This window comes from Nocardiopsis alkaliphila YIM 80379 (assembly GCF_000341005.1).
GTDB classification, from domain to species: domain Bacteria; phylum Actinomycetota; class Actinomycetes; order Streptosporangiales; family Streptosporangiaceae; genus Nocardiopsis; species Nocardiopsis alkaliphila.
The window spans coordinates 1-11,483 of sequence record NZ_ANBD01000174.1; the positions used below are offsets into that span (position 1 = coordinate 1).

9 protein-coding genes and 2 pseudogenes are annotated in these 11,483 nt (G+C 62.6%); 1 reads left to right on the top strand and 10 read right to left on the bottom strand.

From position 1 onward, the window contains the following. From D472_RS27890 to D472_RS0123145, 6 genes and pseudogenes are all read right to left on the bottom strand, one after another. Positions 1 to 705, bottom strand: a pseudogene (locus D472_RS27890) (glycosyltransferase); the annotation flags it as partial. A 667-nt stretch (positions 706 to 1,372) separates the two neighbouring features. Next, positions 1,373 to 2,515 (bottom strand): hypothetical protein, encoded by a 1,143-nt coding sequence (locus D472_RS27245; RefSeq protein WP_152448050.1) that lies wholly within the window; start codon positions 2,513 to 2,515, stop codon positions 1,373 to 1,375. A gap of 435 nt (positions 2,516 to 2,950) precedes the next feature. Then, on the bottom strand, positions 2,951 to 3,625 hold the full coding sequence (locus tag D472_RS0123135; protein WP_193373515.1) for an aggregation-promoting factor C-terminal-like domain-containing protein: 675 nt from the start codon (positions 3,623 to 3,625) through the stop codon (positions 2,951 to 2,953). A gap of 43 nt (positions 3,626 to 3,668) precedes the next feature. Further along, positions 3,669 to 4,193 carry a hypothetical protein gene (locus tag D472_RS29205; protein ID WP_239643033.1) on the bottom strand — a complete coding sequence of 175 codons (525 nt, stop codon included), beginning with the start codon at positions 4,191 to 4,193 and terminating at the stop codon, positions 3,669 to 3,671. 11 nt (positions 4,194 to 4,204) lie between these two features. After that, positions 4,205 to 5,239 (bottom strand): OmpA family protein, encoded by a 1,035-nt coding sequence (locus tag D472_RS29210; RefSeq protein ID WP_239643034.1) that lies wholly within the window; start codon positions 5,237 to 5,239, stop codon positions 4,205 to 4,207. A gap of 63 nt (positions 5,240 to 5,302) precedes the next feature. Next, complete coding sequence (locus tag D472_RS0123145) at positions 5,303 to 5,536, bottom strand: hypothetical protein (protein WP_017606819.1); 234 nt, start codon at positions 5,534 to 5,536, stop codon at positions 5,303 to 5,305. Positions 5,537 to 6,677: 1,141 nt separating this feature from the next. Between D472_RS0123145 and D472_RS0123150 the strand changes: the two genes are divergently transcribed. Beyond that, the gene (locus D472_RS0123150) at positions 6,678 to 7,484 is read left to right on the top strand and encodes a hypothetical protein (protein WP_017606820.1); all 807 of its coding nucleotides are present in this window, start codon (positions 6,678 to 6,680) and stop codon (positions 7,482 to 7,484) included. Positions 7,485 to 8,320: 836 nt separating this feature from the next. On the opposite strand, the gene D472_RS29440 is transcribed toward D472_RS0123150, so the two are convergent. From D472_RS29440 to D472_RS0123175, 4 genes and pseudogenes are all read right to left on the bottom strand, one after another. Continuing rightward, positions 8,321 to 8,641 carry an integrase core domain-containing protein gene (locus tag D472_RS29440; RefSeq protein ID WP_338036528.1) on the bottom strand — a complete coding sequence of 107 codons (321 nt, stop codon included), beginning with the start codon at positions 8,639 to 8,641 and terminating at the stop codon, positions 8,321 to 8,323. A gap of 110 nt (positions 8,642 to 8,751) precedes the next feature. After that, a pseudogene (locus tag D472_RS29220) lies at positions 8,752 to 9,216 on the bottom strand (IS3 family transposase); the annotation flags it as partial. Next, positions 9,213 to 9,521 (bottom strand): transposase, encoded by a 309-nt coding sequence (locus D472_RS29225; RefSeq protein ID WP_017606822.1) that lies wholly within the window; start codon positions 9,519 to 9,521, stop codon positions 9,213 to 9,215. The gene D472_RS29225 and the pseudogene D472_RS29220, both read right to left, overlap by 4 nt. 427 nt (positions 9,522 to 9,948) lie before the next feature. Continuing rightward, the gene (locus D472_RS0123175; protein WP_017606823.1) at positions 9,949 to 10,437 is read right to left on the bottom strand and encodes a hypothetical protein; all 489 of its coding nucleotides are present in this window, start codon (positions 10,435 to 10,437) and stop codon (positions 9,949 to 9,951) included. Between the last annotated feature and the right edge of the window lie 1,046 nt (positions 10,438 to 11,483).

Consider the following 11,483-nt stretch of genomic DNA (forward strand, 5'->3'; position numbering starts at 1 on the left):
TCGCTGACCATGGAGAACGCCTGGACCAACAGGTCGTGCCGTTTGCTGGGAGCCAGCCGGCCGGCCGAGACGATCGTTCGGGTGTTGTGGCCGTCGCCGATGAAGGGCGGAGCGGGCACCGAATTGGGGATGGACAACAGCCGAACACCCGGCAAGGGCATCTTCTCCGCGTAGGTGCACGCGTCGGCCTCGGTGACGGTGACGAAGGCGTCCAGCTTCGGGTACTCGGCGGCCATGACCGCTCGCAACTCCGGAGAGTGCTGTTCGTAGGTGAGGTGCTCCTGGCCGACCTTGACCACGCGCTCGGGCGCCGCTCGCGCGATCACCACGTTGAGCCCGGGACGGGTGCCCACGACCACGTCGGCGTCGGTGCTGGCCAGGTACTCCTCGAGCCGGTCATCGGTGAGGCGGGTGTGGGGNNNCATCCTGCGGAGGAAAGAGCAGGGGCGCCAGACCAGCGCGTTCGGACCCCTCGTACAGTGGGCGCCCACCTTCGCCGGTGGCGAGTGTCTCCTTGCCACGAATGTCGACCAACGGGCGCAGGGTGACCCGGTCCGGGACCGGGAGCACGGGATCGTTCCGGTGCTGAAAGACCGAGACGATCTCCACCTCGTGCCGCGCCGACAGTGCCGTCGCCTGGTTGGCGACGGTGCGTACGGTCCCACCGATGCCGTACATGTCATTGATCAGATAAGCGATCTTCATCGAGCCCCCATGTCCTGACGCCGGCTCCGTGCCCCCACGGAAAGCAGCGTCCGCCCCCGGATTTCCCCACCGAACACCCTGACCAGGAGGCGGTGGGGAGTAAGCGATCAGAGTAGGAGGTAAGAGGGGGACAGGGGGTGGAATTGCGCTACTGAACTCGAAGATTTACCCCTGGCTGTGGGGGTTTTGGGATGAATTCACAGAGAGCGGGAGAGAATATCCGCGCAGTCTTGCAGGGCGCCGAAGAAAAGGACGGGCGGGCTGGACCGATTCCGTCCGGGGTAGGGGTGAGTCGACCTTCCCGAGCCCTTGGAGGGTCCGGAGCGCACGTGCTGAGAACCGAACGGCCCGGGAGGACCCGAAGGAGGACCGGGTGAGACGGACGCGCGACCAAGGAGGACACAGCACGGGGTCGCACGCCCGCCTCGCACGGGCACCCGCTGCGGCACCCGTGGTCGGGACCCCGTTCCCCCGACCCGAGCCCAAGAACAGCGGTCAGGTGAGGGAACGGGGGTGGAGACGACACGGCACGGTTCCACGCTTTCCGGTGGTCAGCCGGATCGGTTCCCCGATGACCCTCCAGGTCCGGGAACCCCCCCAGGTCGTGGAATCGTGTCCGCCGAAGCGAGGCCCGCCCCCCACTCCGGTGTCGCCTCCTGGCTTGATGTCACCCATCGACGGGGATGTCCGTGATCGGCGCGAACCCGGCCGGTTCCACGGTCACCTTCCTCGTCTGGGGCGGTAGCGCGTACAACGACCAGAAGGTCCTGCTCGCGCCGGGTTCGAGTCGGGTGTCCACGCCGTGGTAGAGGTCACGGGGACACAGGCACTGCTTCGCCTCGTTCATCGGGGGGAGGTAGCGCTTCGATGACGCGGTGTCGGTCAGGGCCACCCCGGCCAGGGCCGGAACGGCGTAACCCTGCCCGTGGGCGCGTAGGGCATTGATGGGCATGCGCCATACGCCGGTGCCCTCGTTGCGCACGCTCCAGGCCAGAGCCGTGTAACGGCCGCTGGAGTCCCGCCACGACTCGTTCACCTCGGTGACCAGGCCCCGGGTCTCATCGCTGGTCCCCTCGGAGGAACCCAGCACCTTCCTGTCCTGGTCGGAGTCGGTCGAGCTCCCACCTGGGAGCGGAGGCCAATCGCTGTGGCCCTCCTCCTCGGCTTCCGGGTCTTGGGAGGGCTCGGCCAGGTCCTCTTCGTGGTACTCGAGCGACAGCACGCGCGGTTCGGCCGTTTCGGGGGCCTCGTAGCGTTCACCGGTGGTGACGGGCACGTCGAAGAACGGTTCGGTGACGGGAGTGAGAACCGTCAAGGCCTCGACGTCTCCCTCGGGGGCCGGGAAGACCACCCACATCTGCTCCATCGACCCGGCCTTGAGCACGTCGTCGTCCAGGTGGGAACACAGACAGGTGTCGTCGGCCGCCGTGGTGAGGCTGAGGTATTGCTCATCGCGGGCGATGTCGAGCAGCGTCACCCCACTGGCGGTGTAGGCGTCGGCGGCCTGGGCCCTCTTGTTGTCGTTCTCGCCACCGAGCCGCCCGAACAGCCGCATGTCCTCATCACCGTGGTTGGCCACCCCCAGGGTGAGGCGCAACTTCCCGTTGCCGACCTTCTCCAGAGCCCGTACCTGGATCTCCAGGTCGGAGCCCGCCGTGGTGGAGGTGGTCGTGGAAGCGACGGGGAGTTCCACCGAGGCGACCTCGGAAGGGGAGGGATCCTCGGAGGCCGAGACTTCATCTTCGCCGGTACCGTCATCACCGACCAACCCACAACCGGCGGTCAGGGAGAGCACACAGAGTAACGCCACCCGCTGAAGGGAGCCGGCGAGACTGGCGGGGCGGCGGGGACGGCGAGTTCGCGGAAGGTGCGCGGAGGCCCGGGAGATCCGTTTGGGCAGGGGGCCGGGGCGTGCCGACGTGCCGGAGGGGCGAGGCGTGTGAGGGGGTGTACTGTCCAAGGCGGTTCCTGACGAGTCGGGGAGCTCGTTGCCGGCAAAGAAGAACCGAGGACCAGTGCGGCGGGCACCCGGGGACCTCGGATCACGTGAATGTGGGCCACTTGTGTCTCCATTCCGCAAACGTGTGATGGAAACCCCACGGCTCATGTTTCGCGACCAGCAACGCAGCGTTGCCTTCGACTGACACTCTGCCGCAAGACGAGGAAAAAGTCGTGGTCTGCCCTGGATTTCTTGTGGCCGAATCCGGCCACGAACGGGAATTCGCAGGTCGCTTTGGGTGAAGGCTCAGTATGTCTTGGTGGACTGCCAGTACGACCAGGCCTTGCAGGGGGTTTCGTAGGTGCTTTCGATGTAGCTCAGACCCCAGTCGATCTGCGCCGAGGCACTGTTCTTGAACCCTTGGGGCATGGGGCCGTGCACGGCGGGGTTGAACCCGACGATGCCATGCGTGCCGTAGGCCGGGTCCACCATGCCGGGGTCCCAGCCCGACATCTGGCTCCACATGTTGTCCAGGCAGGTCCACTCCTGGTCGGTCCAGCCATAGGTGGACGCGGACTGCATGGCGATGTTCTGGTTGTCCATGTGGTTACCGCCACCGGCGCCCCACTCGTACTCCTCGGGGGCTTGCGGGCGGTCGTGATCGACCCAGGTCTGATCCCCGCAGCCGGGTCCGCCCACCAGGCAGACCATTTCCCGGACACCGTTGTTGAAGGTGGGGCTGAGCTCGCTCTGGTAGATGGCCACCATGATCATGGCGGCCAAGATCGTCACCGCACCGAGTTCCACGAAGCCCGCGCCCCGGTCGCCGTCACCTCGCCGCGCGGGTCGCAGCCAGGCCAGGGCCTTTGCGCGCCGATGGGCGGCTCGCGGTGGCCGGCCGGGACCACCAGAACGGTTCGGGGGCCTACTCGACGAAGGCCTTCGAGGATCCCCGAGTTCGGGGCGGTGGGGGGTGGTCAACGCCGCCTCCAGAAGGGTTCAGGTGTGGGGTGGGAGGTGGAGGTCAAGAGATGGGGATGTCCTCGATGGGTTCGAACCCGGGGATTTCAAGGGTGATGGTGTCCACGTCCTCAGGGACCGAGTACATGGACCAATAAGCAACCTGTTCGCCTGGGTGTATTTCTTCTTTAAAGTCAAAAGAGAGGTTTCCTGAGCAAAGGCATCCGCCGTTTTCGTCCATAATTGGATGATGGCGCATTGTTCCGTTGTGGGAGGTGATTGTTACGCCAGAGAAATAGTTGGAATTGCTGTACATGTAAGAAGTTCCTGAGGGCCAGTTGAAAAAGGCGCTCCTGCTTCCGTTGTTTGCCACGCTCCAAGTTACTGAAACAAAACCTCCTGGTTCTCCTCGTTCTGCCAGATGTGCCTCTGCGGAAAACCCATTGCTTCTCTCTTCGTTTGAAGAAGCGGTGCCATGTGATTCCAGACTTCCTGTCTGGGGTGCGACTAAGGCCAATGCGCTGGATGAAGTGCTAATAGGGAGAGTTGTTGCAAGAGCGGCAAGTATGAATATTTTTTTACACTTCATTGGGTTTCCTCTTATTTCTCAAATGTGACGCTTACACGACGATTGCGCTCTCGTCCTTCTTCTGTTTGATTGTCTGCAATGGGGTCTGCTGAGCCGTGCCCCTCGACTTCAAAGATGACTCCATTTCGTGTTACGAGGTTTGTCAAGGTTGATTCTACGGTCTCTGCCCGTTCCTTGGACAAGGGGATGTTGACGGAGTCATTTCCTGTGTTGTCTGCATGTCCATCTATGGAGATAACTGAAGCACTTGCATCATCAATTTCTTGCGCTACTTGCTTAAGTATTTCTTGGGCTTCGTCGCTAAGTGTTGAACTGTTTGTCTCGAAAAGAACATCGGATGAGAGAATGATGCTAACCTCGTCTAGGCTTTCTGTGCGCCCGGTCTGATCATCCTCCAGGCTGTCTGAAATTGTTGTTAGGTCGAGAATCTCCGGGTCTTCGAGGTGTGTGCTGTCTATAGATTCTGTGGAAGTGCTGACAGGTACATTTGGAAAGGGGGGCGTGATGGGGGTGATGACGGTCATTTTTTCTAGGTTATTAGGTGCTCCTGGGTAGGCGATCCACAAAGAAGAAGTTTCTCCGGGTGGTAGATCACCTTCTAGGTTATTGCACAGGCAGTCCCCGCTGATCTGGTCGTAGCTGATATATTTTTTCTGATTTGCTTCATCTATCAAGCTGATGTTGCTTGCTGACAGTGGGTCATTGGTTTGTGCCATGAGGAAGCCCAGATCGAACGCTTCGGACGAGTCGTTGGTGACTCCTATCTGAAGTCGAAGTATTCCACTTTCCAGGTTCTCAAGAGACTGGATTTCTATTTTTAGGTCTGACCCAATTTCAGTTGACGTGGTAATGGAGGTTGCAAGTGGTTCATTTTTATTGCCCCCCGAACTTCCAATATCCCCTGAGGGGGGATGGCTTGAATTTCGATCCTCCTCAGGGCGAGGTTCGGTTGTCGCCACACAGCCGGAGGTGAGGAGAACGAGAGCGGCAAGTGTTGCTCCAGCTGGAGAAATTTTGCCTGGAGGTTCGAAGTTGTTGGAGGTCAAAACTTTCCTGTCCTCTGGGCTTAAGTCAGGCTTGCTTTTTCTCCTGATTTCTCGAAAAAGTTATTACTCTGGGTTTGTGGGGCTTCCAGCACCGCTGAAAATCTTGCCGATTGTTGAGGTGATTCCTTGGACGATGGTATTGCCGATGTTGCTGGAGTAAAGGACAGCAGCGACGATGCCGACGAACACGATGATGGCGCCGTACTCGACGAAACCGGCGCCCTTGTCCTTGGACCCAGCGTCCTTCGGCATGAGGATGGTGCTGAGCTTGGCCCAGGCCTTGTGGGTGAAGTTCATCGGGTGACTCCTTGCTCGGGGTGGGGGTTGTGTGCGCCACCTCTGCTACACGGCGACCTCGCGGGGGCCGGGCCCAAGGCCCACTCGTGCTGTGGACGTGTGCTCCATGGGCCCACGTCACTCCACTATCGGATAAGAACCGGTCCGTTACGTCGTCTTCTGGCCGAATGTGGCCAGGACACTTGACGGGCTCGTGGGTCGTGATGATCCCTGAGCTTTCTGGAGGAAGCGGAGAAAGCCCAGGTGAAGACCGGTTTCTGTTGTGGTCCATGTGCACCGCTCCGCCACCCGGGGACGACTTCAGTCTTATGGTCGCACGCGTCTTGTCCACCTCTCATGGAAGGGCGTAGTCGCCCGACTCCATGAACCCCTGTTCCTTCGACCCGGCTCCCTCTGATATGCGGTGGCCGGCCCCCAAGTGTCTTTTCATCATGAAGAAGCAGGTCAGGTGTACTTTCTGGCCTCGATTTCAGAACCTCTTCGGCCACCTGACTCTCTCCTCAGTGGATGGACCGTCCCCCACATCCTTCTCCATGATCACACAGGCCACAGAGCTGTCGCATGAACTCGAAAGGGCCTGGGGGATGGAAGTCTTTCCCGCACGGTCCTCCTCGTAGCTGTAAGGGTCTCGTTTCTTGGACCCTTGCTACAGAGCGAGTCGGTCGCCGCGAACTGGAGGCTGAGTCGGCTCATCGGGCGGTACTCGGTTCCGAAAAGCCCCAAAATCGACATGTTATGAAAAAGTAACTTTCAGAATCAAAGGCATTGCCCCAGTTCAGCCACTTCAGGGTGCTTCTGGCCGCATGCGACCAGCGACGCCTACTGTTGTCGGCTCAGCTTCAGGCCTATCGTTCCTCCGCGCCTACCCCCTTGTGAGCGGAGTGCTCCGTGTTATGTCGTCTCCATGACTCCGATCGTGGAGCCCAGACTTCGGTGCCTCAGTCGCCGCCTTGGTCCAGCCCGTCCACTGCCGGGCAGCAAGCTGGCGGTGTATTACCCGGTAATACTCTGGATCGGCTCACACGGTCCCACCACAACCACCCAGGCCACCACCCCCAGCGGTGGGCCAGCCCTGAGCCAATGTCACCACCATCCAGCATCATGAAGGCGCATCACACCCGCAGAACGGAGGAACGCACCGATGAGCCGTCCACGTGAGTTCGGTCCGATCCAGCTCGCCCGCTGGCTAGGTCTGACCAGTGACCAACTCCGACGCGCACACAACCGTGGCCTCATCCCCTCCCCCGACATCGACGACCGCAAGTGGTCGGAGAACCTCGCCAAAACCCTGCCCGACCAACTCGAGCGCATCCTGGCCGAACTCGAACAACCCGACACCTCTGAGCCCTCCACTCAGAGCCCGGCCCCTCGGCCTGCCGCCGCCAAGAAGCGACCCAAGACCCGCGACAGCTATGGGTCCATCCAGCTCGCTCGACTCATGGGGCTCAAGGAGTGGCAGGTGCTGCGAGCCAAGCAGCGCGGCCTCATCCCGCCCCCCGACATCGACGACCGCCGGTGGTCCCAGCCCATCGCCGAAGGCCTGCCTGAGCGCACCCCGCACATCCTGAACGAGATCGGTGACCATCCCGGCCTGGGGTCGCAAAAAGCCGCCGACCGCCTCAAGGAACGCACCAGCCTGGACGTCACCAGACAAGACATCACCGAACTCGCCGCCCAGGACAAGCTCTGCCCCGTCGGCGAGTACATGGGTTCAGCCCTGTACTCCCTGGACGACCTTGACGCCCTACCCACGGAACAGATCTCGACCGTGATCGAGCAACGCCACACCTGGATCTCCCAGAGCCTCACCGCCAAGGAAGCCGCCGAACTCCTCGGCTGGCCAGTCGGTAAGTTCGAGGTCACCGCCACCCGCCACGGTCTGGTCGCTGGCAAACTCGACCGCTACGCACGGACCGACGTCGAACGACTCAAGGAAACAGGGCCCTGATCGCGGAAGGGCCGGTTCGGAATGGGCGGTAGGGCGGGTCCAGCGCCACTCCCCTCGCGCACCCGCCCTGTCTAGCCCACGGACAGACACCGGTATTACCCGGTAATGGCCGTGTGTGAGCTCAAGCTCTCCGACCGGCGGTCCTTTGATCCCACCTCAGCGAACCCGTCATAGATCGCGGTGCGGATCGTGACCGCCTGTACTGCACGAGTAGGTTGATCGCCCAACCCACCGTGTTGCGCCTCGGTACGCCACTCACCACTCGGCTGAAAGCCAGGACCTACCGCCCATGAACCCTTGCGGCGACGATATTCCCACTGATCCCGGGACTGACCGCCATCACCAGCGGACGCCGGTACTGGTCAGCGGCCAGATGGACCTTGGTGATTCATCCGCTTCACACCGTCCGAGTTCATTCCGGGCGGTGGCCCCTTTTTTCGCGGTTCCGACGGTGTGCTGGTGAGCCCACACGCTGGTGAAGTCGATGCTAGCGATGAGTTCCGCGCCTGTGGCAGCGTCGATAAGCAGCTAGCCGGTGACCTGTGGCCAGACACCATCGGAGGAGATGTCCCACAGCGGGCCTTCCGGAGTCGTAGCTCGGGCACCTCACGCCAGGAGATCCCGGCGTGGACGCGGCACAAGGCCAGGAAGTGGATTATTACCCAGTAATACGCTCCTGAGAGCCATGCTGCTCATAGCTGACCGCCCGGTAGCCCACCGCTGCGCTCTTTGCTTTCAGTGTGGCTGCTTGGCTAGGGGTGCGTCCCGGAGCCCTGGCACATCCCGCAGGTGTCACCGTGGGCTGTGTCAAGTTCTTCAGACGGTCGTTTTGTTGGTCAGGCCGCGAGAGCGACCCGTTCCCGCCACTCAGCGTGCACGGCCGCCGGGGTGCGGTATCCGAGCGTCGAGTGAAGCCTCTGCCGGTTGTAGAACACCTCGATGTACTGCATCACCGCGAACCTGGCCTTCGCCCGGGTGGCGAACCGGTACCGGTGGAACATCTCGTTCTTCAGCATCGAGAACCACGACTCCGCCACAGCGTTGTCATGACATGACCCGCTCCGCCCGACCGAGAGCCTGAGGCCACCGAGTTCCTCGACGACGGCGGCGTAGGCGGCCGAGGTGTACTGGGTGAGTTCAATCGGTCGTTGCAACACCGGGCTGTTGGAGTGAGCGTAGTTGCTCTTCGAAGACCTCGGCCGGAGTCCGCCAGCTCGGTGCGCATGTGGTCGGCCATCGACCAGCCCACCACCATCCGCGAGTGCAGATCGATCACCGTCGCCAGATACAACCACCCCTCGCCGGTGCGCAGGTAAGTGATATCGCCGACCAGCCTCGTGGCGGGCTCGGCCGCGGTGAAATCACGACGCACCAGGTCGGGGCGCGTGTGGGCGTCGTGCGCAGGGATCGTCGTGCGCTTTTTCGAGCGGGGCTGGACACCGAAGATTCCTAGCTGTGCCATGATCGACCGCACCAGCCCCGCCGAGGCGCTCACACCGTCCGCGTGCAGCGCGGCCAGGATGCGCCGGAATCCGCTCGTGCCGTGGGAGGCCTCGTGCAGCTGCGTGACACGTTCGGTCAATGCCGCGCGCCGTAGCGCCCTCGGTGAGGGCGTGTCACCGCGCTGGACCCATGCGTGATACCCCGACAGGGACACATCCAGCAGGCGTGCCATGAACGCCAGCGCGAAGGTCGCCTTCTCTGCGTGCATCAGCGCGAACTTCTCGCTCACGCTTGCTCCCTCGCGAAGAAGGCCGCGGCTTTTTTCAAGAACGCGTTCTCCTGGGCCAGGCGGCGGTTCTCTGCTTCCAGAGCCGCGATCCGTGCCGCCGTCACCGGGGTCGGGGTGTCCTCGCCGGCCGGCTCACCTGGGGTCAGTCCGTGCTTTGCGCGGTAGGCCTTGACCCAGTAGCCGAGCGTGCTCTCGTTGATCTCGAGCTCGTGTGCCACTCGTGCGACGGGCCGCTGGCTCTGGACCACCAGCTGCACCGCTTCGGCCTTGAACTCCGCCGAGAACTTCCTTTGTTTGTTTGCCACGATCCCTTGCTGTCCCTTCCTGGTAGAGACCGTCCACCAGAAGTGTTACACCCCACCGTTGCGGTCCGTGCCGTTGCCGGAGCAGTCGGGGCAGGTGGCCCAGATGATCAGGGCCAGCAGCTTTTCCAGCATCTGTGATGCTCCTCTGTTGATTTCTCACCGACTCGGGGGTCGGGCATGTGCTCGGTCCGCAAACCTGCACATTATTTATATTATCTGTTTTGATCCCGGTCAAACCTGTCACGGTCACCGAGTTTTTGATCCGGGGGGTTCCCCGCCCGTGCCTGCTGAGTCACAGGTCTCGGGCTATCGGGCGGGGTTCCCCCCGGCTCGCTGGGGGGCACCGGGGGGGCGCGAGCCCCCCGGCAGACAGTCGGATCATGCGATCCCTGCGCGCTCAGTCCCAGTCGTTTGAGGCCTCCAGGCCTCAAACGCTGTCTTGCTGCCAGGGCAAGGTGGGACGGCGTTTGTCCGACCCGCGCCCGTGCCCGGGCCGGTTGTTCCACATCAACAGCAGATCCCGCACGAAATACCGGGCGCGCGGGTACCAGTAGCGTGAGCCGTCAGCGGTGGGCGGCAGGGTGTCGGGCCGTTGGTCTTTGATCTGGGTGACGCTTCGGTCGTTGACCCCGATCAGCTTGGCGAACCCGCCGAGGGTGACCTGCTTGTTCAGATGTTCTTCGGCCACCTCAACGGGAGCGGGCCCCTGAGGGCGGAAGGGCTCGAGTTTGGCCGGGTCATAGAGGTTGCTGCCACCCCCGCCGCCCTTGCTCGTGGCTCCTTGGCGGGTCCGCTCAGGAGCGGGGAAATCGGGGTAGTAGCGGGGCATGACCTGCACGACGTACTTGTGGCTGTATCCGCACTGCTCGGCCCATTCCTTCAGGGTGATCAGGCGTTCGTCGTCCAGTTCTGGCATCGCGGGAACCTACTCTCTCTTAGGCACTCTATATATTTACTGTATTAGCCTGCGGACGCCTCAGAAGGACAGCAAGGCCACTGCCCGGCGGACCGCACCCGGGCGCCGTCGCGCGGAGTTACTTACGCGTGGAAGGGCGCGCTAGGCGAGCGGCTGAAGCACACCGGGGTCGAGGCTGCTGCTTTGTGCCCTGCTCGCCGGATCCGCCAAGACCATGCTCTTGGCTGGCCTGCCTGTTGCTGGAAGCTCCACGCAGGTACGACAAGGCCCGGGCGCGTGTGAGCAGAGGCCACACCGGGCGTTCCCCAGCAGGAACACCTCATTGAGCCGCCGAGGACCCGGCCTTGGGGGAGCAAGTCGGCGAGTTCGACGACTAAGAACTCTCTTGTGTTCTCTGCAGCCCTTCCCCTGGCCGGGTTTAGGAGTTTCTTCCTGAAAGCCTGGCAGCAGGACGAACGGTCCGGGCCCGACTCCGAGATTGCTGTCAAGCCAGCCTTGACGGACCGCCACGAGCACGGCCAACGCCGCGCGGCGTTGGCCGTGCTCGTGGGCGCCCTGGCGGCTGATCCTGAGCACCGCCCCGCCCTGGGCCTAGGACGCCGCACCAGCGGAAGGGCCAGTCGCGCCAGTACTGCTGGTCTTTGGGCCACCGGAGGGCAGGAAGGCCAAAATCCGACCTCACCATAAGAAACCTTTGCCAGTTGCCCGAGCAGAGGGCTTGCGTTTCTCGTTAGACTCTTTCCTATGGTCGCCATGGGTGACTTACAACAGTTGAGAGGGGCCCCACGCGCCAACATGAAGGCCCCTCAAAACGGATGTGGCTATGGGCCTCGGTTAGCCGGATTTCGGTCTAGCTGGGGCCCCATCCGTTGCGCCAGCAGTCCAGGGCGAACTTAAGGACTGCTTGAACAACGCCCGTCACCACGGGCCGAACCCACCATCGTGGGCCCTCATGACGCTCTTTCATAAGCGCCACCTCCCTTCCGAGCAGACCGATGCCACTGGCAGTGGCAGGAAATCGGCCAGCCGCGCGGACTGGCCGCGAG

What these genes read in the sequence shown, in the direction of transcription:
- D472_RS29205 (WP_239643033.1), bottom strand. Translation starts at nt 4,193, where the DNA reads ATGAAGTGTAAAAAAATATTCATACTTGCCGCTCTTGCAACAACTCTC.
- D472_RS0123145 (WP_017606819.1), bottom strand. Translation starts at nt 5,536, where the DNA reads ATGAACTTCACCCACAAGGCCTGGGCCAAGCTCAGCACCATCCTCATG.
- D472_RS0123150 (WP_017606820.1), top strand. Translation starts at nt 6,678, where the DNA reads ATGAGCCGTCCACGTGAGTTCGGTCCGATCCAGCTCGCCCGCTGGCTA.
- D472_RS0123175 (WP_017606823.1), bottom strand. Translation starts at nt 10,437, where the DNA reads ATGCCAGAACTGGACGACGAACGCCTGATCACCCTGAAGGAATGGGCC.